The 21,269-nt window shown below is 40.6% G+C and carries 17 protein-coding genes; 7 read left to right on the top strand and 10 right to left on the bottom strand.

What is annotated here, in order from left to right:
* Nucleotides 1–40: 40 nt before the first annotated feature.
* Entirely contained in the window at nt 41–3,844 is a 3,804-nt protein-coding gene (gene putA, locus BG00_RS00235) for a bifunctional proline dehydrogenase/L-glutamate gamma-semialdehyde dehydrogenase PutA (RefSeq protein ID WP_036979702.1), read from the bottom strand.
* 169 nt (nt 3,845–4,013) lie between these two features.
* On the opposite strand from putA, the gene BG00_RS00230 reads away from it, so the two are divergent.
* Nucleotides 4,014–4,496: a winged helix-turn-helix transcriptional regulator gene (locus BG00_RS00230; protein ID WP_016899359.1), complete on the top strand. Its 483-nt coding sequence runs from the start codon at nt 4,014–4,016 to the stop codon at nt 4,494–4,496.
* A 92-nt stretch (nt 4,497–4,588) separates the two neighbouring features.
* On the opposite strand, the gene BG00_RS00225 is transcribed toward BG00_RS00230, so the two are convergent.
* The gene (locus tag BG00_RS00225) at nt 4,589–5,194 is read right to left on the bottom strand and encodes a TIGR04211 family SH3 domain-containing protein (protein ID WP_036979699.1); all 606 of its coding nucleotides are present in this window, start codon (nt 5,192–5,194) and stop codon (nt 4,589–4,591) included.
* 212 nt (nt 5,195–5,406) lie between these two features.
* Between BG00_RS00225 and BG00_RS00220 the strand changes: the two genes are divergently transcribed.
* Entirely contained in the window at nt 5,407–6,927 is a 1,521-nt protein-coding gene (locus BG00_RS00220) for a CYTH and CHAD domain-containing protein (protein ID WP_036979696.1), read from the top strand.
* Nucleotides 6,928–7,157: 230 nt separating this feature from the next.
* Here the strand turns inward: BG00_RS00220 and BG00_RS00215 are convergent, their stop codons facing one another.
* A complete protein-coding gene (locus tag BG00_RS00215; protein WP_036979694.1) occupies nt 7,158–8,675 on the bottom strand; it encodes a S10 family peptidase in 1,518 nt (505 codons plus the stop codon).
* Between the two features lie 351 nt (nt 8,676–9,026).
* Between BG00_RS00215 and BG00_RS00210 the strand changes: the two genes are divergently transcribed.
* The 3 genes from BG00_RS00210 to mrcB all read left to right on the top strand — a co-directional run bounded on the left by BG00_RS00210 (nt 9,027) and on the right by mrcB (nt 13,076).
* Nucleotides 9,027–9,365, top strand: coding sequence for a P-II family nitrogen regulator (locus BG00_RS00210; RefSeq protein ID WP_010391070.1), 339 nt, complete (start codon nt 9,027–9,029; stop codon nt 9,363–9,365).
* A 9-nt stretch (nt 9,366–9,374) separates the two neighbouring features.
* On the top strand, nt 9,375–10,604 hold the full coding sequence (locus BG00_RS00205) for an ammonium transporter (protein ID WP_016899363.1): 1,230 nt from the start codon (nt 9,375–9,377) through the stop codon (nt 10,602–10,604).
* A gap of 138 nt (nt 10,605–10,742) precedes the next feature.
* Entirely contained in the window at nt 10,743–13,076 is a 2,334-nt protein-coding gene (gene mrcB, locus BG00_RS00200; protein WP_036979691.1) for a penicillin-binding protein 1B, read from the top strand.
* A gap of 65 nt (nt 13,077–13,141) precedes the next feature.
* Here the strand turns inward: mrcB and hemL are convergent, their stop codons facing one another.
* From hemL to BG00_RS00180, 4 genes are all read right to left on the bottom strand, one after another.
* Nucleotides 13,142–14,422, bottom strand: coding sequence for a glutamate-1-semialdehyde 2,1-aminomutase (hemL, locus tag BG00_RS00195; RefSeq protein ID WP_013464335.1), 1,281 nt, complete (start codon nt 14,420–14,422; stop codon nt 13,142–13,144).
* Between the two features lie 38 nt (nt 14,423–14,460).
* Nucleotides 14,461–15,477 carry an aspartate carbamoyltransferase gene (locus BG00_RS00190; RefSeq protein WP_036979688.1) on the bottom strand — a complete coding sequence of 339 codons (1,017 nt, stop codon included), beginning with the start codon at nt 15,475–15,477 and terminating at the stop codon, nt 14,461–14,463.
* A gap of 111 nt (nt 15,478–15,588) precedes the next feature.
* Nucleotides 15,589–16,023, bottom strand: a complete 435-nt coding sequence (locus BG00_RS00185) for a CopD family protein (RefSeq protein WP_036979685.1) — start codon at nt 16,021–16,023, stop codon at nt 15,589–15,591.
* A 16-nt stretch (nt 16,024–16,039) separates the two neighbouring features.
* On the bottom strand, nt 16,040–17,722 hold the full coding sequence (locus tag BG00_RS00180) for a chloride channel protein (protein ID WP_036979682.1): 1,683 nt from the start codon (nt 17,720–17,722) through the stop codon (nt 16,040–16,042).
* A gap of 238 nt (nt 17,723–17,960) precedes the next feature.
* On the opposite strand from BG00_RS00180, the gene erpA reads away from it, so the two are divergent.
* On the top strand, nt 17,961–18,299 hold the full coding sequence (gene erpA, locus BG00_RS00175; RefSeq protein WP_002958911.1) for an iron-sulfur cluster insertion protein ErpA: 339 nt from the start codon (nt 17,961–17,963) through the stop codon (nt 18,297–18,299).
* A 57-nt stretch (nt 18,300–18,356) separates the two neighbouring features.
* On the opposite strand, the gene BG00_RS00170 is transcribed toward erpA, so the two are convergent.
* Nucleotides 18,357–18,545, bottom strand: a complete 189-nt coding sequence (locus BG00_RS00170) for a hypothetical protein (protein WP_036979680.1) — start codon at nt 18,543–18,545, stop codon at nt 18,357–18,359.
* 362 nt (nt 18,546–18,907) lie between these two features.
* Between BG00_RS00170 and BG00_RS00165 the strand changes: the two genes are divergently transcribed.
* A complete protein-coding gene (locus tag BG00_RS00165; RefSeq protein WP_008111877.1) occupies nt 18,908–19,147 on the top strand; it encodes a helix-turn-helix domain-containing protein in 240 nt (79 codons plus the stop codon).
* Nucleotides 19,148–19,215: 68 nt separating this feature from the next.
* Here BG00_RS00165 and BG00_RS00160 read toward each other — a convergent pair whose 3' ends face one another.
* Together BG00_RS00160 and BG00_RS00155 are read right to left on the bottom strand one after the other, a co-directional pair.
* On the bottom strand, nt 19,216–20,595 hold the full coding sequence (locus tag BG00_RS00160) for an AmpG family muropeptide MFS transporter (RefSeq protein ID WP_036979678.1): 1,380 nt from the start codon (nt 20,593–20,595) through the stop codon (nt 19,216–19,218).
* A gap of 53 nt (nt 20,596–20,648) precedes the next feature.
* Nucleotides 20,649–21,269 (bottom strand): peptidylprolyl isomerase, encoded by a 621-nt coding sequence (locus tag BG00_RS00155; protein ID WP_008111880.1) that lies wholly within the window; start codon nt 21,267–21,269, stop codon nt 20,649–20,651.

Raw genomic sequence — 21,269 nt, 5'->3', positions numbered from 1 at the left:
CATCAAATTGATGCCTTTTTAATTAAATGATGACTATTATCTATTCATCATCTTCAACAAGCGTCATCAACGAGGTGTTACCGCCTGATGCCGTTGTATCGATACTGATTGTTTTTTCAGTAATAAGGCGCTTAATTAGCGTGTCGTAATACTCTGAGCTGATCACTGGCAATATTGCGCCTTTACGTTGTGCAAGCTGTTGGCTGAAGTAGCCTAAGCGAGAAGAACGTGCAGCAACTACCGCACCCGCTAGGTGAGGGTGTGCCAATATAGCTTGTAACTGGTTTGGTTTAGCTACTTGGAAAACACCTTCAGCAACGCCGGTTGCAATAAACTTATCTCTAAAGGCAACCGCTTCGTCGTAAAATATTTCAGATGCAACAGTAATTACCGTATTACCAGCCGCTAGTGCGGTAATAATAGACAGTGCCCAAAAGTTAAATGAGGTGCTTTTATCTGCGTAACAAACCACACAACCACGAGCTTCAAGGTGAAGTGTATTCGACTCACCTGTTGGCCCTGGCAATGTTGTATATTTACGCATGTGCTTTTCTAAGCGGTTTAACTGAGCGCGAGCATCGGCAAGTGTTAACGCTAAATCGTCCGCGAGGTCGTCAATAATTTCAACAGTCGCTACTTTCGCTAATAACTGACGTACCGCAGAAACACGGTCATTCAGTGGCGTTGCACGCCAGATTTTTTCATCGCGCATAGAGTTAACCATTAGCTTTTCTACTTGCTCATTTGCGCCACTGTAGTGGTGTAAATCAAGCTCATCTGGCGTTAGGTTAGTCATTTGTACGTTATCTGGTGAAGCTTTTTCTTTTATTAGGCGTTGTAGGTAGTTTGGTCCACCGGCTTTAGGGCCAGTACCAGAGAGTCCACGGCCACCAAACGGTTGCACGCCAACAATGGCACCAATCATATTACGGTTGATGTATACGTTACCTGCGCGCGACATTTTCGCTAAATGTTCACAACGTTCTTCAATGCGAGAGTGAATACCCATTGTTAAGCCGTAACCCGTGTTGTTGATTTGGTCGACAACATTATCAAGCTCACTCGATTTAAAGCGGATAACATGCACACAAGGGCCAAATACTTCACGTTTTAATACCGATAAGTCTTTAATTTCGTATAAACGTGGTGCAAAGAAAAATGCGCCATTTTCGCTGTTATCAGGAATTTTACACTCATAGTGAAGTGTTGCATTACCTTTTAGGTATTCAACATGGTCGTTGAGTGTTTTAAGCGCTTTTTCATCTATTACTGGGCCTACGTCTGTAGAGAGTAATGATGGGTCGCCAATATGCAACTCAGCAAGTGCGCCTTTAAGCATATCGATAATGCCATCAGCTACGTCTTCTTGGATAAAGAGTACGCGTAATGCTGAACAACGTTGACCCGCACTTTGGAAACCAGAACTGATAACATCATCAACAACTTGCTCAGGAAGCGCTGTTGAATCAACAATCATACAGTTTTGGCCGCCAGTTTCTGCAATTAAAGGCACCTGAATATCGTTACGTGCCGCTAATGTTTGCGAGATAAGCGTGCCCGTTTCAGTTGAACCTGTAAACATAACAGCTTGAATACGCTCATCAGGAACAATGGTTTTACCCACTTCGCTACCGCGAGCAATGACAGGTTGTACAACGTGCTCAGGTAAACCAACTGATAGCATTAATTCAATAGCACGAAGTGCGATTAAGCTGGTTTGCTCTGCTGGTTTTGCAATAACCGTGTTACCGGTAACAATGGCCGCTGCAACTTGACCCAAGAAAATAGCGAGCGGGAAGTTCCATGGGCTAATACATAAAATAACACCACGGGCTTCAAAGCGCTCATCTTGCGCAAGCTCTTCAGCACGGGCTGCGTAGTAACGACAAAAATCAACGGCTTCACGTACTTCATCAATACCATCTTGTGCTACTTTACCTGCTTCTTTAATACAGATAGCTACAAGCTCATCGTGATGGCGCTCTAAAATATCAGCAACGCGACGTAATAAATTGGCGCGCTCTTTTACCGGTGTTTGTGACCATGATTCAAATGCGGTTTCAGCGTTGGCTAGCAGCACTTTCATTTCATCGCTATTTTGTAATTTTATATGGCCAATAATTTCTTTATGGTTTGCTGGGTTTTTAACTGCCAGCGCGCCTTCTGGTACTTGGCTTTCATCAATTAAGTGCTCTTCAAACCAAGTGTCTAAATTTTCTTTAAACGGGGTGATCACGTTAATATCAGTTAAGTCCATACCTTTTGAATTGGCACGTTCTTCACCGTATAAATCAATTGGCATTTTTATTTGCGTGTTGTATTTATTACGTAAACCTTGCAGTGTTTCAACAGGATCTGGTAATAACGCTTCAACCGGTTTTGTGGTATCCACAATGGCATTTACAAATGATGAGTTAGCGCCATTTTCTAGTAAACGACGTACAAGGTAAGCAAGTAGGTCTTCGTGTTGGCCTACCGGTGCGTATACACGGCACTGAATTTTTTCTTCATTAACGATTTGGTCAAATAAAGATTCACCCATACCGTGAAGACGTTGGAATTCAAAACCTTGGTTATCACCTTTGGCCACTTCTAAAATAGTCGCTGCAGTGTAGGCGTTGTGAGTTGCAAATTGCGGGTAAAGTACATCACGTGCTTCAAGCATTTTAATCGCACACGCTTTATATGATACATCCGTGGTTGCTTTACGCGTAAACACCGGGAAGTGATCTAAACCATCTTGTTGTGTGGTTTTGATTTCTGTATCCCAGTATGCGCCTTTTACTAAACGCACCATCATTTTGCGACCCACACGGGTTGCTAGGTCGGTTAGCCATTCAATAACAAAAATAGCGCGTTTTTGATAAGCCTGAACCGCTAAACCAAAACCTTGCCAATCGCCTAAATCGTTATCGCTAAATACTGCCTCAATAACATCAAGAGAAATATCTAAACGGTCAGCTTCTTCTGCATCAACAGTAAAGCCGATATCGTATTTTTTAGCAGCAAGGGCTAGCTCTTTTAGTTTTGGAACGATTTCTTCCATTACACGCTCTCTATGAGTAAACTCATATCGAGGATGAATAGCCGATAACTTTACAGAAATACCTGGGCTTTTTATTGGGCCACGGCCATTTGCGGCTTTACCTATAGCATGAATCGCATTCATGTAGCTATCAAAGTAACGCTTGGCGTCTTTCATTGTGCGAGCACCTTCGCCTAGCATATCGTAAGAATATACATAGCCTTTTTGCTCTTTTTCAGCAGCACGCTCAATCGCTTCGTTAATGGTACGACCCATTACGAACTGTTTGCCCATTATCTTCATAGCAAAGTTAACAGACTTACGTATAACTGGCTCGCCTAAACGACCAATGGTTTTTTTGAGTATGCCAAACTGTTGCTCTTTAGTCTTATCGTTATAGTTAACCATTTTACCGGTTACTAATAACCCCCAAGACGAGGCATTAACGAATAAAGAGTCACTACTACCTAAGTGAGAGCTCCAATCGCCGTTTGCTAATTTATCACGTATTAATGTTTCTTGAGTTGCTTTATCAGGAACACGAAGCAGCGCTTCGGCTAAACACATTAATACCACACCTTCTTCACTCGATAGTGAAAATTCATTTAATAGCGCATCAACACCGCTTTGACCGTCTTGGTCTTTACGAATGTTTAAAACTATTTGGCGAGCTCTTTCCCATGCACGGCTTCGTGCTTTAACACCGACTTCTGCAAGTGGTAAAATGTGATCAATAACCGCATTTTCATCTATACGGTAGAAGTCACGGATCTTTTGTCTGATCGGACAAGTCGTTGTTAAATCGCCATTGAATAACATAAGCAACCCTCAGGAGTGTTAAGACTTAGGGTAATTGTTAATTACCGCTAAATGTTGTTGGTGTAAAGCGTGCATTCTAATTAAAATCCAGCAGAATATGCTGGTTAATTTTGTCGTTTTACGATAATTTACAGGGCATATTATTAACTTATCCATATAAAATACTGATATGACTAATCCGAATAGATTACGCCTGCTTGATCGTATCGATATATCAATTTTAGACGTTTTGCAGCGCAATGGTAGAATTTCAAATGTTAACCTCGCAAAACAAGTGAATTTAAGTCCTAGTCCTTGTTTAGATAGAGTTAAACGTCTGGAGCAAGAAGGCTACATTGAGGGATATTTTGCAAAGTTAAGCGAAGAAAAGCTTAATCAAAGCTTAGTGGCGCATGTGCAGGTATCGTTAGTCACCTCAAATACAGCGGTATTTAAAGTGTTTCGCGAACACATTCTTAAAATTAAGCAGGTTGTTGAATGTGACATGGTAGCGGGTGGTTACGACTATTTATTAAAAATTCGCGTCTCTAATATGGACGAATACAGAGAAGTATTAGGTGATTTGGTCGATATTCCGGGAGTGGGTACACACCACACTTACATGGTAATAGAAAAAATAAAACAAGATCCTGGACTGCGTTTAGATATGTAATTTTTGAGTACATTATTGCAGGTATAAAAAATTGCAGGCATAAAAAAAGCATCTTTTTGATGCTTTTTTTATGCCTGCAATATAGGTGGCGCTTACGCCCAACCTTCATAGCGTTTTCTGCGCGATAACACGATGGTTAAAATAATTCCTAAGAACAAGCCTAAAAATGCAATAGCACCGCCATAAGTGAGTAGCTGACGCTTTTCTTTAGCACTGGTTGCTTGCTTTAATTGTTGTTCTTGAGTAAGCGAGTCTTGTAATTGACTTATTTGTGCTAACAGCTGAGCATTTTGTTCGGTTAGCTGTGAGTTTTGTTCTTGTAGTTCAGGTAATTCTACTTGCGCTTGGCGTAATTTATTTTGCATAGCGCTAATTTCGCTGTTAAGCGCTTGATACTGCTGCTTTAAACCAGCTGATTCGCTGATGAATTTAGCCTCTACCCAGCCTTCACGGTCTTTATCATCTTTAACTTTTATAAAACCGTTTTGTTCATCAGATAATAAAGTCAGTTGTGTGCCTGCATCTATAGAACCGAGTAAGCGATAGTCTTTACTGGCGCCTGAACGCATAAAAGTATACAAGTTATCGATTATATAAGCTGTTTTAGCATTAGTAGGCGGCGTTGATTGAGCTTCCTCTGCTTGGCTCATAAACGGGGCGGCTGTTAAAAGCAGCCATAGTAAACAGTGTTTTAGCATTTATCTACCTTGTTAATCTAGCAGTGTCCGTTGTGAACGTGATTTTTATTTCGCATAAGTATATAGATAGTATGGATTTAATAGTTTAATAGCAAGATAGATATTGTAACCAAAGCATTTTGCTTGCGTGTTTATGACTAAAAAATTTGCAATATAGGTCTGCTTTGTTTATTTTGAGCACTTATTAATTTTAAGGGTAATCCGCAAGCCTAATGGATACTGAGATAGAACTGAAGTTTTTGGTATCAGATGACGTCATTCCACTGATCCCCTCGTTAATTACTCAATTTGCAAAAACAGTCACAAACAAGCCTTCTAAAAGTTTGCAAAATGCTTATTTTGATACGCCAAGCAGAGAGCTGAGAGCACTCGATATTGGTTTTAGAACGCGTTGTACAGACGAGCGCTGTGAGCAAACAATTAAGCTTGCAGGAGACGTGGTGGGGGGATTACATCAACGTCCAGAATATAACCTACCCATAGAAACAAATCGGCCTAATTTAATGGCGTTTGATTCATCAATTTGGCCACACGGCATGCAAATTGATGTTATATCACAAAACCTCTACCCTATATTTAGTACTAATTTTATCCGCCGTACGTGGTTAATTGAAACGCAAAATGGTGCCAAAATTGAAGTGGTATTAGATAAAGGTGAAGTGGCCGCTTCGGGTAAAGTGGAGATTATTAGCGAGCTTGAAATAGAGCTCGTCGAAGGTAGCCGAGACGAGCTATTTGCTTTAGCAGATAAATTAATAAGCCAAAACAGTGTGCGCTTGGGGCTTTATTCAAAAGCAGCAAGAGGCTACCGCCTAGCGGATAACACACCGTTACAACCGAGTAAATCTATCGGTTTTGTTAAACTTACTAAGCAAGCCACTCAAGAGCAAGCACTTATTGAAGCCATGGGCTTTGGTATTCGCTTTGTGCAAAAACATGAGCAATGCTATTTTGATAAGCCAAGTTTAAAAACATTAAAACGTGTGACTGACGGTATTAGTTTAATTCGTCATAACTTTTGGTTATTTGATGATATTGTCAGTAAAGACAGCACCGAGCATCTCAGAACGGAGCTAAAGTGGTTATTGAGTGAATTAGCATGGGTTGAAAATGCCATTCAGTTAAAAACTTACACTTCTAAGCGTCATGCTTTTTATAAAAAAATAAACAGTGCGCCCGCCTTAGCTCAAGTTATTAACGATTTAAAAGAGTTACAACCGAGTATTGATGATATTTTTGCGCTTTTTCATAGTGCGCGCTACAACCGTTTATTGCTGAGCTTAACAACGTGGCTGATAAATAAGCAGTGGCGTAAAGACTGGAGCCAAGCAGAGCTTCAAAACGCTGAGCAGCCCGTTATTGATATTGCTCATCGTTTATTTGATAAAGATTGGAAAAATTTACACCGCTTATTGCCTAAAGAGCAAAGTTTATCGGGCAATGATTATTTAAATTTTCGTACTCAGTTAGAAAATAGCTTACTCAGTGGTAACTGTTTAGGTGCACTGTTTGATAAAGATGAACGATTAGAATTTAGGCTCCCTTGGCTCGATATTTCTCATGGCATGTATGAGCTAAGTACGCTTGATTATTTAAAACAGCTGTGTGGCGGACAAGAAGATGCTCAACTAGCAAAAATACAACTATGGTTGGAACAAAAGTCTGACTTTTTAGTCAGTGCCATGGAGCAAAGTCGACACGCTTCATTTGATACAGAACCGTATTGGCTTTGATGGCTAAGCACTTTTGCACGCTTAACTTGTTGCAAAAGTGCATTATTCTATCGCTTTTGTGTTTTGTTACAAATGTGTAAAATCTAGCTGAAATACTCACGACAAAGCAGTACGCAGCAAAGCCAACCGTCATTCGCACCGGTAATTGCACGCATAGCTAATGACCTCAGTTATATACAAAAAAAGTGACCTGAGTGGTCACTTTTTTAATTGTTATAAGCGCATAATCATTAGTATTTAGCGGATTGACCGTCTTTAGGAATAGACTGTTTTATAAACTCGCGTAAATCGTTGTTAGAGCTTTCTAAATCTGCATGACGTAGGTACATCATATGACCACTACGGTAGCCTTTAAAGCTTAATCTATTTTGCATTTTGCCACTTGGATCTAGTTGCCACATTGTGTATTTAGCATCAAAGTAGTTTGTTGCGCCATCATAATAGCCAGCTTGAACCATCACATTTAAATACGGATTTTGAGCCATAGCTAAACGCAAGTTTTCACCTGTATTGTTTCCGCTTCTATCCCATGGGTGAACGTTACCAAATAAGTTATATTTGATATCGGTTTTGTAATTAAGCTCTTCACGCAGGTAGTAGTTAATTGCAGGGGTAAAAGAGTGCAGCCACGATGTAAGCTCTGCCCAGTAATCTGGTGATTCACCGGCATCGCGTTTATCAATTCCTAAATAACGAGAATCCAGACGACCAACCATTTTTCCGCGTTCACGTAATAGCTCTTTCCAAAAAAATTGTGTCGGGATGTCTAAGTTATTTTGGCTAACAAATGTTTCAGATAGACCTGCATATTCGGCCATTTTTTTAATAATACGACGTTTTTCATCTGGGGCAATAAACCCGCCTTTTGCAAGCGCTGGAATAAGCTCATCAACAGTAAACTGTTCAACTTCTGGTAATAGCTCGTCTAAGTCTTTTGCTTGTAAATCGGCGTTTAGTGCTTTGTGATACCACGCTGTAGCTGCAAAGTAAGGTAGGCGATTAGCGGCTTTTACAGGGCCATCGCGCTTAATGCCAATATCGGTAGGTGAAACGAGTACAACACCGTTAATGTACATCCACTGACTATTTTGTAGCTCATGCGCTAAGCCTGATACACGAGTGGTACCATAGCTTTCACCAATTAAAAATTTTGGAGAGCGCCAGCGTTCATTTCGAGATACAAAAGTATTAAGCCATTCTGCTAGGTATTTTATATCGGCATTCACACCAAAAAATAACTCTTTTTGTTTATCCTTTGGTAGAAGGTTACCATCTTTATCTTCAACGACACGCGAATAACCCGTGTTTACAGGGTTTACGTAAACGATGTCGGCTACGTCTAAAACCGAATAAGGGTTATCTTTAACACCGTAAGGTTGAATAGGGTAGCCTTCGTCGTCAATTTTTAAAACGCGTGGGCCGGTGTATGCTAAATGCATCCAAACTGACGCTGAGCCTGGGCCACCATTGAATGAAATAAGTAATGGGCGCTTTGTTCTATCATCGACCTTATCGCGCGTGTAGTAAGTGTATTGAAGGGTTGCGATGGCGTCTCCCTTGTCATCCCATACCGGTTGTGTGCCAGTTGCTACTGTGTAAGAAAATCGTTCATTATTTATTTTTGCTTTGTGCTGGGTAACCACTTTACTGTCAATATCAATACGACGTTGATTATCGGCAAACGAGGCGCTACTTAGGGTGAGCGCAATAGCGGCAATGGGTAAAAATAGACTTCGACTAAATTTCATAAGTGACCCTTTTTATTTTATGTACTGCAGTTATAGCGATATTTGAGTAAAAAACAAAAGTATTGAGACTAGCTGCCGATAATAATCGTTGAGTTAGCGAGTAACCACCTCTGTTAAGAATAAACTTTGTTTAATAGTTAGACTTTTTTTAAACGCCTTCTTTGTATTTCATTGATATCGCACCAATCCTGCATTTTGCATAAAAAAAGCGCACCTAAATGGTGCGCTTTTTTGTTTTATATATTATTTATTTTTTTAAGTTTATGTTTTTATTATTAATTTAAAAATGGCACAAAGGTTGGATTGTATAGAGGAAATACAATAACAAGCTAGCGTCCTAAGGGGGCCTTTGTGAAAATGATCAGTGCAATAATAAAGCCATTCAAACTAGATGATGTGCGTGAAGCACTCGCTGATTTAGGCATCGAAGGAATGACAGTGGTTGACGTTAAGGGATTTGGACGTCAAAGAGGGCATACTGAGTTATACCGTGGTGCTGAATATCAGGTTGACTTTATACCTAAAATTAAACTTGAAATTGCTACTCGTAGTGAAAATTGCCAACGCGTTGTAGAAACCATTACCAAAGTCGCTGGAACGGGCAAAATTGGTGACGGCAAAATTTTTGTTTACGACCTAGACCAAATCGTCCGTATTCGTACTGGCGAGCTTGATGATGATGCAATTTAAGGGGGCAACATGGAAAATACAATTATAGAGCTGAAGTTTTCGCTCGATACGTTTTACTTTTTAATGTCTGGCATCTTAGTCATGTGGATGGCAGCCGGTTTTGCAATGTTAGAAGCGGGTTTAGTGCGCTCTAAAAATACCACAGAAATTCTAACTAAAAATATCGCGCTTTATTCTATCGCGTGTACTATGTTTTTGTTGATAGGCTACAACATTATGTACGTAGATAATGTTGAAGGCGGCGTTATTCCTTCGTTTGGTGGGCTAATAGGTAGCCAAGCGGCAGATGCTAATCATTCATTAGAGTCTGACTTTTTCTTCCAAGTAGTGTTTGTTGCAACGGCCATGTCTATTGTATCTGGCGCCGTAGCAGAGCGAATGAAGTTATGGGCTTTCTTAGTGTTTACAGTAGTACTTACAGGATTAATTTACCCAATTGAAGGTTACTGGACATGGGGTGGCGGCTTCTTATCTGAATTAGGCTTTGTTGATTTTGCAGGCTCTGCAATTGTCCATGCAACGGGTGCGGCTGCAGCGCTTGCGGGTGTAATACTACTGGGTGCACGTAAAGGTAAATATGGTAAAAATGGTGAAATTTACCCAATTCCAGGTTCAAACTTGCCACTTGCTACATTGGGTACGTTTATTTTATGGATGGGTTGGTTTGGCTTTAACGGCGGATCACAGTTATTAATTTCAGATAAAGAAAACGCAACAGCGGTAGGTCAAATATTACTTAATACCAATGCTGCTGCAGCTATGGGGGCAATTTCAGCCTTGTTCTTATGTAAACTTTTATGGGGCAAAGCCGATTTAACCATGGTACTTAATGGTGCACTTGCAGGCTTAGTGGTTATTACTGCAGACCCATTATCACCATCACCACTAATGGCGTGTTTATTTGGCTTACTAGGTGGCTCATTAGTGATACTTAGTATTGTCGCACTGGACAAAGCGAAGATAGATGATCCCGTGGGTGCTATTTCTGTTCATGGTGTGTGTGGCATCCTAGGTATCGTGCTAGTACCTGTTACTAATGCTGAGGCCAGCATTGTTAATCAGTTGATTGGCCTACTATGTATTATTGGTTTTGTGTTTATTGCTTCATTCATTGTATGGGCAATCCTCAAGCAAACTATGGGTATTCGTGTTACCGAAGAAGAAGAGTTAAACGGTATGGATCAACACGATTGTGGTATTGATGCTTATCCAGAGTTTGTATCAGTTAGAAGTAATTAATTAAAAGTATTGTGTGTTCAATCAAAGCCCTACTCTGTTAGGGCTTTTTTGATTTCAGGGGAGGTTAATTTTTCAGGTGCTAAGGTAATGTGATAAGCTCCTCGCGTTAAATTAACCTTCGGAATATATTACACTTAAATGGCTGAAAAAAAGAAAACATCGACCAGTAAACCCTCGACTAAGCGCGCTACTAAGTCATCTAAATCATCGGCGCGAAAAAGTGCGACCAAAAAAACTTCAAGCACCGCAAAACGGCCACTTTTTAAAACGTTGTTTTCTATTTTTTGGAAACTGAGTCTGGCGACTTTTATCGCCATTGCACTTTATTTTATTTACCTTGATGCAAAAATAACTCGCCAGTTTGAAGGCAATAAATGGCAACTTCCGGCACAAGTATATGCCCGCTCAATGACTTTTTTTCCAGGCCAGTTTTTATCAGAGCAAGAGGTTTTATGGGAGCTTAAGCGCTTAAACTACACGCAAGTTAATCGCTTAAGTCGGACTGGGCAGTATATTAAAACAGCCAATAGTATTAAGATTTTTCGCCGTGACTTTGAATTTTATGATGGTTTAGAGAGCGCTCATGTTATTGAATTGCGCTTCTCTGGAGAGAAGGTAGCCAGTATTAAAGATAAGTTTGGCCGTCGTTTAAACACTGCCAGATTAGAGCCTGTACAAATAGCCCGTATTGGTAATGACTCAAAACAAGATAGAGAGTTTGTACCATTAGATAAATTTCCTGACATGCTTAAAAATACCTTATTAGTAGTTGAAGACCGCGATTTTTATGATCATCACGGTGTATCGGTATTTTCAATTTTACGCGCTTTGTATACCAATATTCGCGCAGGCCGCACCGTGCAAGGGGGGAGTACATTAACCCAGCAGCTGGCTAAAAATATTTACCTTACCCGTGAGCGTTCGTTAGTACGTAAAATTAATGAAGCCTTTATTGCGCTTATTCTTGATTACCGTTACTCAAAAGATCAGATTCTCGAAGCCTATTTAAACGAAGTGTACTTAGGTCAGTCATACAACCAAGGGGTACATGGAATGGGGCTGGCCGCCGAGTTTTACTTTGCTAAACCTGTTGATGAACTCGAGTACGACCAAATTGCCTTGCTGGTGGCTATGGTTAAAGGCCCATCTTATTACAATCCTAGACGTTACAAAGAACGTGCTATGGAGCGTCGTGACCTAGTGCTGCGTTTAATGGTCGATAACAAACTTATTTCTACTAAAGAGTATAGAGCCTCGTTAAAGCGCGCAATTGATATTGCACCAATGAAAGCCAGCTTGCAAAAGTCTTACCCAGGTTACTTAGAGTTGGTTAATCGCGAGCTGAAACAGCTGCTACCTGATCAAGACGTATTGGATGCGGGTGTGCGCGTATTTACCTACTTTGATTTACAAAAACAAACCGCGATGGAAGAGTCGATTCAGGCCAGTTTACCTTATTTGGAAAGGCGTCCAAATACCAAAGAATTAGAAGCGGCAATGATCTCCGTTAATGTTGAAAAAGCCGGTGTATCAGCGTTAGTCTCTGGACGCGATGTGCGTTACTCAGGGTTTAACAGGGTGCTTGATACCAAGCGCAATATTGGCTCATTAGTTAAACCGGCAGTGTATTTAAGTGCACTGCAGCTTCCTCATTATAACTTAGCGACGTTACTTGATGATTCACCCGTGCAAGTCACCAACGAAGAGGGAAAAGTATGGCAGCCAGAAAACTTTGATCATCAATACCGTGGTGCCATGCCTCTTTATAAAGCATTTAGCCACAGTATTAATATACCGGCAGTTAACTTAGGGCTTGATGTAGGCGTCGATAAAGTGGCTAACACGCTCAGGGGCTTAGGAGCTAAAGGCTATATTAATGAATACCCATCGCTGCTATTAGGGGCTATTGAAATGTCGAGCTTTGAAGTGGCACAGCTTTATACCACGATTGCAGCAGACGGTGAATACAGAGAGCTGACGTCTATTTCTGCGTTAACCGACTCTGTTGGTAAAGTACTTTATAAGCACAAAGTAATTAACGAGCAACGCTTTGATAAAGATGCCATGTACATGACCAAATATGCTATGAAGCGAGTAACTAAAGATGGCACCGCTAAGCGCTTAAACTTACATTTTCCGTCAATCCAGTTGGCAGGTAAAACAGGCACCAGTAATGAATTACGCGACAGCTGGTTTGCTGGATTTGATCAAAATACAGTGACGGTTGCATGGATAGGCCGTGACGATAATAAAAGCACCGGCTTAACCGGCAGTGTTGGCGCGCTTGAAACCTATATTCGTTATTTAAAACCGCTAAACCCCCAAGCAATTGCCGATACCCGTCCGCCTTCAATTAGGTGGGCATTTGTAAACGAGCAAACCGGTAAGCAAGCACCACCGGGCTGTGGCAAAGTGATTCAGCTACCGCTTAGAGCCAGTGAGTTTAAACCAAGACCCCAATGTATTCGTTAAATAGTAAAAACAAAAAAAGCCCGAAAGGGCTTTTTTTATGGGTAAGCGATCTTATGAGCTAAACGTTATAGCTTGGCAAAAGCGCGCTCTGCCGCTTCAATCGTTGCCTGAACTTCTTGCTCTGTGTGCGCAGCACAAACAAAACCCGCCTCAAACGCTGAAGGCGCTAAATAAACCCCTTCTTCAAGCATTAAGTGGAAGAACTTTTTAAAGCGCTCTAAATCACATTCAGTAGCTTGTTGGTAAGTAGTTACTTTTTCTGCATCGGTGAAGAAAAAGCCATACATACCGCCAGCGTAGTTAGTCGTTAAGGCAATACCTGCTTTTTTAGCTGCGGCTTCAAAGCCTTCACAAATCGCCTTACTAATGGCTTCTAACTTATCATGCACGCCAGGAGCGCTTAGTAGTTCAAGTGATTTTAAGCCTGCTGCCATCGCAATTGGGTTACCTGAAAGTGTACCCGCTTGATAAACAGGGCCTACAGGGGCTATGTAATCCATTATTTCTGTTTTACCACCAAATGCGCCAACTGGCATGCCACCACCAATTACTTTACCTAAACAGGTTAGGTCTGGCTTGATGTTGTAATACGCTTGAGCGCCACCAAGGGCGACACGAAAACCTGTCATTACTTCATCAAAAATAAGCACAGATTGGTACTGATCACATACTTCACGCAGACCTTCTAAAAAGCCGGGTACTGGTGGGATACAGTTCATGTTACCGGCAACTGGCTCAACAATAATACACGCGATTTCATCGGCGTACTTGGCAAAAATCGCTTTCACTTCTTCAATATTGTTAAACGAAACGGTGAGTGTGTGCTTAGCTAAATCTTCAGGAATGCCTGGAGAGTTAGGTACACCCATAGTTAATGCGCCAGAGCCGGCTTTTACTAGCAGTGAATCTGCATGGCCGTGGTAACACCCTTCAAATTTTAAGATTTTGTCACGACCAGTAAAGCCACGGGCTAAGCGAATTGCGCTCATTGTTGCTTCTGTACCTGAGCTTACCATACGTACTTTTTCGATAGATGGGACTAGCTCTTTTACTTTTTCAGCCATTAAAATTTCAGCTTCAGTAGGTGCACCGTAGCTTAAACCATTTTCTACCGCGTCATGCACTGCTTGTTTTATTTCAGGGTGATTGTGGCCCATAATCATTGGACCCCAAGAGCCTACATAATCGATGTAACGGTTGCCATCAGCATCAAATGTAAACGCGCCCTGTGCTTTAGTAATAAACAGCGGAGTACCACCTACACCATTAAATGCACGCACTGGTGAATTTACGCCACCAGGAATAGAGTCTTGAGCTCGTTTAAATAAGTCTTGGCTAATTGTCATGAAAAATCCTATTGTTTTATCACTTTAAAATTAAAAGCTTAGCTATCGCGTTTGCGGCTAAACCAAGGAACGTCTACTTCATACTGCTCGACTTTGTTTTCTACGCCGAGGGTTAAAGCAAACAGTGCCATACGAATAAGTACGCCATTTTGTACTTGGCGGAATATCGCTAGATTGTCGTTAGCATTTAAGTCGTTATCAAGTTCGTTTGCCTCTAAACGGCTATCGCGAGGAAGCGGATGCATTAATACCGAATTAGGTTTGCAATGGCTATTGTAAATAGACTGGCTAATTCTAAATCCACCACGGTACTTGTTGGCTTCTTCTTGCGACGGAAAGCGCTCTTCTTGGATTCGTGTTTGATAAACGATATCGGCTGCTAAGTTACCTTCCATTTTATCTACCAGTTCAATTTTATGACCGGCATTTTCAACCGCAGATAAAATCGAGTCAGGCATTTGCAAGCCATTAGGGGCAACCATCGAAAACTTAATGTCTTTGTAATGGCATAATAACTTTGATAGCGAGTGAACAGTACGGCCATATTTTAAATCGCCGACTAGCGCAATGTGCATACCATCGATATTTTGATCGAAGCGGTTAAGTTCACGCTCAATAGTTAATAAATCAAGCAATGCTTGGGTAGGGTGCTCATTGGGTCCGTCACCACCGTTTATTACTGGTACGCTGCAACCTGTTGCAAATTCAGCTACTGAGCCTGAGTCAGGATGGCGCATAGCAACCGCATCAGCATAAGCTGAAATAACGCGTGCGGTATCATAAAGTGATTCGCCCTTAGCAAGCGCAGAGCTTTGCATGCCGGTGGTTTCACGAACCAGTCCACCGAGTAAGTTAAACGCAGTGCCAAAACTAACACGAGTACGTGTACTGGGTTCAAAAAATAGATTTGCTAAAATAGCGCCTTCAAGCACGTTGGTCCGCTTTTGTTTTTTAGCATATGGCTCCATTTTTTTTGCCACAGCAAATATGCGTTCAATACAGTCTCGGTCGAGTTGATTAACAGAGAGTATATTTTCACCTTGGAAACTGAACATGGGGTTATTCCTAGTTATTCAAAAAGGCGCGATAATCCACAAAGGAGCACGCAATCGCGCGTATTATACAAACTTAGTATGCGACTTGGCAGCGTAATTTATAAGCCTTTGCTAAAAGTTTGGCTTAATAATCGCCAAAGCGACAATAACGAGTAGCGCTAAAACGGGTAGCTCGTTGAAAATGCGATAAAACCGATCGCTTTTAGTATTTCTATCGTGTTTAAAATCAGCTAACAATTTGAAACAGTAGCCATGATAAATATATAAAATAATCACCAGCACGAGTTTGTAATGCAGCCACATGCTGTAACGAAACCATTCGCGGCCGTATTCAACAATAGTTAATACGCCAAATACTGCGGTAAGCACCGCAAAGGGTGTAACAAAATAAAGTAGCCGACGTTCCATTACTTTTAGCATTGAGTTACACGATTTTTCTTCACTCATAGCGTGATAAACAAAAAGTCGAGGTAGGTAAAAAATACCGGCAAACCAAGCAATCATAAAAAATACGTGCAAGGTTTTGTAAATTAATAATGCGCTCATATTGTTCTCATTATTGTTAAAGTAAACTGTTACGTATGGTTAAAATATGGTGGATTTGATCCCACCTTAGTAATCCCATAATTTGTTGATTATCTAGCAAGTTATATACATAAAGTGCACCACTGCGTTTATCATTCAAAATTTCAAATGCATCTGCAAGGGTGGCTTGGCTGCTAATACCTTGTAAGCTAATGTATTTTATATTGACCGCCTGATCAGACATTAAACTTAAGTCATATTCAGCTAGGCGATAACCATTTTCTTCATCAAATACAATTAATGGTGTTTGGCTGTCCATGGCATCTAGACTGTTTTTTATTTGCTCTTTATCGTCGGAGTAGAGCAGTTTAAAGTCTTCATCCATGTCATCCATCACTCCTACTTTTTGTAAGGCTTCAGTGGCGGGAGAGACATGATAGGGAAGCCCTTGAAAGTCTAATTGCTGTAAAAATATGGAGCGGTTACCAAATACCTGTAAAGCTGTAACGTAGGCGGTAGTAATGACGATCATCGCTGGCACAATAATTTCCGGTGACGAGGTCAGCTCCATTACGGTGGTCAGTGCCGCTAAGGGGGAGTGTAGTGTGGCCGCTAATAATCCTGCCATGCCCAGCACCCCGTAAGTGCCGGCTATATCGGTGCCGGGGCTAATAAATTGAGCAAAAAATGCCATTAAAGTACCGGTTAAAACGCCCAGCCCAATAACCGGACCTATCAACCCACCAGGAATACCTAAGCCAATAGCAAATAAGGTGGCTAATAACTTAGCAATTAAAATAGTGGTGAGTAGTTGCATGTTTTCTGGTGACTCAACCGCAATAGTTATCGCACTCATACCCGAGCCCATTGCTTGTGGAACTGCGTAAGCAATTAAACTGGCAATACACCCTGCAATTATTAAACGTGGAAACATACTAAGTGGTTTAAAGGTTTTAATAATCAGCATTAAGTTTTGATTAAAAGCATAAGCCACCGCGCCCAACCCCATGCCGCACAAAACTAAATAGGGGTAATGCCAACCACTTAAAGGCGCAATGCTTATTAGCGCAAGTTCTGAGCCTTCACCAAATACAAATTGAGTAGCTAATGCACCTGTAACGGCTGCGAGCATTATCGGCACAAAAATATGCACTTTGTATTCTCTGAGCACGACTTCCATTACAAAAATAACCGCAGCAAGAGGAGTATTGAACGACGCAGCAATGCCCGCAGCAACGCCACAACCACTGAGGGTACGCATAGCGTTGTGGGGTAAGTGTAGTTTATTTGCTAATATGCTTGCCCCTGCTGCTCCCATGTGAACTGAGGGGCCTTCGCGGCCAACAGAAAAACCGCTGATCAGTGCAAGCGCGCCGCCTACAAACTGGTTAACCGTATTATAAAGTGGCATTTGCCCGTAATGACGTTTTATTCTGTGTATTACAAAGGGGATACCCAAGCGGTAATGTTTAAAGCCGGTAAAAGCCGCAAATGTGGCTATCAGAAGTGCAGCAATCAAAGGCATTAATACCCGTTCTAGGGTAGGGAGAGTAGTAAAGTCGTCAGGGGTTTCTAAAAATAAACTTTGAAAAAATAAAATGGTTAGGCGAAACAGTATAATGAAAAATGCAGCAATTAGTCCGGCACTTACGCCCAATAAGCATAATTGTACGGATGTTTTTGGTTTTGCTAATCGACGTCTCAGTCGCTCAAGCCACATGCTTTATTTCCCCGTAGCATTTTTAGGCGTCAAGTTTATCAAAATAGTCTAGGGAAGTCCTTGAGATTTTTAACAACCGATTAATTTAAATTAAATTTATAGTATATTGATTCACTGAACAGATTAAACGCGCATTGTTTTAATTAAAGCTTATAAACGCGAGCTTACTATACTTGATTAAAACACTCAGGTATTAGATAATCTGGTGCATTAGTATAAAGGTATTGAGGGTTATAAAATGTCTGAAGAATTACCCATTAAGTTTAGCGACGCAGCCGCTGTGCGTGTTAAACAGTTAATCGACGAAGAAGAAAACCCAGATCTAAAACTGCGTGTTTATGTCACAGGCGGTGGTTGTTCAGGTTTTCAATACGGTTTTACTTTTGATGAAAAAGCGAATCCTGGCGATTTAGAAATTGTTAAAAACGGGGTTACCTTAGTCATTGACCCTATGAGTATCCAATATTTAGTTGATGGTGAAGTTGATTACACCGAGGGATTAGAAGGGGCACGCTTTTTTGTCTCTAACCCTAATGCCACAACAACGTGTGGCTGTGGCGCTAGTTTTAGCGTATAAAAATATCGTTATCCAAAAAAACCGCTTAATCAGCGGTTTTTTTATGTGCTTAAAAAATCATAACTCAGTTGGGCTGTATTCTGTTATTTGCATCATTAACACAAAAAAGCCAAGCACAAACGCAGAGAAGACTAAAATATAGATAAAGCCTTTTTTACCCTGTTTGATTGGAATTGCATAATGGCGCAAAAAAAAGTACCAGCCCAAGCATAAAATAATAGGCAGTAAAAAAAGTAGTCTAAACATGATTTAGCCTTTTTAAGCAAATAATAAGTTAATAATAAACGGCTTATATTTAAATGAAACAAAAAAGTTATAAAATATTTAACCTTATTCAGACTTAGTAAATATTTGTTGTTAAACTTTAATCGCATAATTACTAATTAATCATTCAGATCAACGGTGAATGGTATATAATGTATCCAAGAGTGAAACGGGCAAGGTTTCATTTTTCACAATAATAAAGTGTTAATACATATTTGAGCGTTTTTTATTGGTTGAATTGTAAGCGTTTACACTGCGCTTTAGTGAGTGGTTGTAGTTTTACAGTGTTGGCGATTTTAAGCGCTTAGCTATATGTATATTTAAACAACGAGTAGGAGTTGTATATGATGGGTAAAACCGTATCTTCGGAAGAAAATGCAAAATTAACAAAGTGGCTTAAAACTAAACGCCATGAAAAAGGCTACACCATGCGCAGCTTAGCGCAAATCTTGGGTACGCCACATTCTTTTATTGGCAAAATTGAAAATCAGGAACGTCGTTTAGATGTAATTGAGTTTGTTCGCTACTGTAATGCATTAGAAGTCGACCCGTATGAAGCATTAAGCTTAATTAAAGCTGACTAACGCTTTCTTTTTGGCTCTAATCGTAAAGTTAAATTAGCGTCTACAGCCAATACTAGTGCAGGGATGCATTAGGTATTTTTATGATAATTTTGCTCTAGTGAATATAGTTTGTGCCTAATTAGAAATAAAAACACTAATGAGGGTAAAACCATAAGCGCAGTTAATACAAAGAACAATGACCAATTCCCCATTAGCCAATCATCAATAACCACACCGCTGTAACTCGATAATAACGTACGCCCTAAATTACCCAATGATGCCAATAGCGCGTAATGAGTAGCGCTAAACGCTCTGTCACACAACATAGATATAAAGGCAACCATTGCCACTAAAGACCAAGCTTGGGTAAAGCCATCAACTACAATTGCCATTGCATATAAGTGCTCTTGTGGACCAGCTAAGGCAATCCAAGAAAACATTAAGTTAGATGCTGCCATGGCTACGCCACTAATAAATAAGCCTTTCACAATGCCATATTTATGGTTAAAAATACTGCCCAAAAAGGCAAATAAAATGGTGATTAACCCCGTGCCGAGTTTTGAGTAATTTGCTATTTGCGTATTACTGAAGCCAACTTCTTTATAAAATACAATCGACATCCGCGCTAAAAATGCTTCACCAATCTTAAATAAGAAAATAAACGCCAGCAGCGCCAACGCGGTTTTAACGCCATTTTTAGCAAAAAAGGTTTTAAACGGATCAACCACGGTAACGCCTAGCCATGCGAGCGTTTTTGTTAGTGGTGTTTGTTTAGTTGCGGCGAGTTTTTCAAGATAAACACGTTCTAGTTCGGCATGTACGGCTTCGCGATTTGATTGTGGCTCTTTAGCCCAAAATACACAGCTAATTAATAACAGCATAATCGCGGATAAAAAATAATACACCTGTGGCCAGTCAATATTTGGCATATCAGCCATGTAAAAAGGCACAGCTCCTAATAAAGCATAGCCAGTCCACCAACCTGAGGTGGCCATTGCAGCCGCCGCGGTGGCTTTGTGAGATTCATTTTCACTAAGGGTGTCTATTCGAAAGGCGTCAATTGCAATATCTTGCGTTGCAGAGGCTATGGCGATTAACAAGCAAAGTGCGGCGGCAACCGCTAGGTTTGCTTTCAAATCAAGTCCTGCAAGTAGCAATGTGCCAAGCAAAATAAAGCTTTGGCAAAACAGGATCCAACTACGGCGCTGACCAAGCCAATTATATAAAAAGGGCAGTTTAGTGCGGTCTATTAAAGGTGACCATAAAAAGTTGATGCTGTAGGCACCAAACACAATGCCAAATAGGCCAATCATGCTGCGGCTCAAGCCCTCATCTTTAAGCCATGCCGACATTACTGAGCCAATTAATACCCACGGAAAGCCACTGCTCATTCCAAATATAAAAACATTAATCAAACGTTTATCTTTAAAATAAGAAAAGTATTCGCTAACAGAAAGTGTGCTATTCATAGAGGCTCATTGGCTTATACAAAGAGCAGCTAAGGCTGCTCTTGTTAAAAAAGTTATAAAGGAACTTGCTCAAGCACCTTAATATTTAATATAACGACCGGTTTTTCGGGTACAAAGTTGTAGCCAATTTTGTCATTAAATCCGGTTTTTACAGCCATGATTTTATCGAGTGTTTCATAGCCTTCCATCACACTGCCAAACACGGCAAATCCCCAATCACGGCCAGGGTTTAAATGATCGTTATCATCCATATTAAAAAAAAACTGACGCGTTCCTGAGTGTGGTTCACGGTCTTGATAAGCCATCGCAATGCTATACATATCGTTTGTTAAGCCGTTACCGCTTTCATTAAAAATAGGGTCGTTTTCATGTAGGCCATCGTAATCTTTATCATAACCACCGCCTTGAATTACAAAATCACGATCATTTTCTACATCGCGTTCTACACGATGAAACACGCTGCCTTGATAGCTTTTATCCGACACGTACGTCAAAAAGTTATTGACCGTAATAGGGGCTCTTGAGCGGTCTAATTCAACCACAATGCTGCCCAACGATGTCACAATTTCTACCCGAGGAAAAATGTTATCTTTTTGCACAAAACGGCCTTCTTGTGCCGCTAAACTATTTACGCTAAAAAATAAGCTTACGCAGATTAAAAAAAGTTGCTTCAT

The sequence above is a fragment of the Pseudoalteromonas sp. SCSIO_11900 genome (assembly GCF_000576475.1).
Classification (GTDB): Bacteria; Pseudomonadota; Gammaproteobacteria; order Enterobacterales; family Alteromonadaceae; genus Pseudoalteromonas; species Pseudoalteromonas tetraodonis.
Note: the sequence above shows the minus strand (reverse complement) of the source record. Positions and strands in the feature narration are given on the sequence as shown.

Bases quoted from the DNA above. Each gene is read 5' to 3' on its own strand.
- putA (WP_036979702.1), bottom strand. From the start codon at position 3,844: ATGTTATTCAATGGCGATTTAACAACGACTTGTCCGATCAGACAAAAG.
- BG00_RS00230 (WP_016899359.1), top strand. From the start codon at position 4,014: ATGACTAATCCGAATAGATTACGCCTGCTTGATCGTATCGATATATCA.
- BG00_RS00225 (WP_036979699.1), bottom strand. From the start codon at position 5,194: ATGCTAAAACACTGTTTACTATGGCTGCTTTTAACAGCCGCCCCGTTT.
- BG00_RS00220 (WP_036979696.1), top strand. From the start codon at position 5,407: ATGGATACTGAGATAGAACTGAAGTTTTTGGTATCAGATGACGTCATT.
- BG00_RS00215 (WP_036979694.1), bottom strand. From the start codon at position 8,675: ATGAAATTTAGTCGAAGTCTATTTTTACCCATTGCCGCTATTGCGCTC.
- BG00_RS00205 (WP_016899363.1), top strand. From the start codon at position 9,375: ATGGAAAATACAATTATAGAGCTGAAGTTTTCGCTCGATACGTTTTAC.
- mrcB (WP_036979691.1), top strand. From the start codon at position 10,743: ATGGCTGAAAAAAAGAAAACATCGACCAGTAAACCCTCGACTAAGCGC.
- hemL (WP_013464335.1), bottom strand. From the start codon at position 14,422: ATGACAATTAGCCAAGACTTATTTAAACGAGCTCAAGACTCTATTCCT.
- BG00_RS00190 (WP_036979688.1), bottom strand. From the start codon at position 15,477: ATGTTCAGTTTCCAAGGTGAAAATATACTCTCTGTTAATCAACTCGAC.
- BG00_RS00185 (WP_036979685.1), bottom strand. From the start codon at position 16,023: ATGAGCGCATTATTAATTTACAAAACCTTGCACGTATTTTTTATGATT.
- BG00_RS00180 (WP_036979682.1), bottom strand. From the start codon at position 17,722: ATGTGGCTTGAGCGACTGAGACGTCGATTAGCAAAACCAAAAACATCC.
- erpA (WP_002958911.1), top strand. From the start codon at position 17,961: ATGTCTGAAGAATTACCCATTAAGTTTAGCGACGCAGCCGCTGTGCGT.
- BG00_RS00170 (WP_036979680.1), bottom strand. From the start codon at position 18,545: ATGTTTAGACTACTTTTTTTACTGCCTATTATTTTATGCTTGGGCTGG.
- BG00_RS00165 (WP_008111877.1), top strand. From the start codon at position 18,908: ATGATGGGTAAAACCGTATCTTCGGAAGAAAATGCAAAATTAACAAAG.
- BG00_RS00160 (WP_036979678.1), bottom strand. From the start codon at position 20,595: ATGAATAGCACACTTTCTGTTAGCGAATACTTTTCTTATTTTAAAGAT.
- BG00_RS00155 (WP_008111880.1), bottom strand. From the start codon at position 21,269: ATGAAGCAACTTTTTTTAATCTGCGTAAGCTTATTTTTTAGCGTAAAT.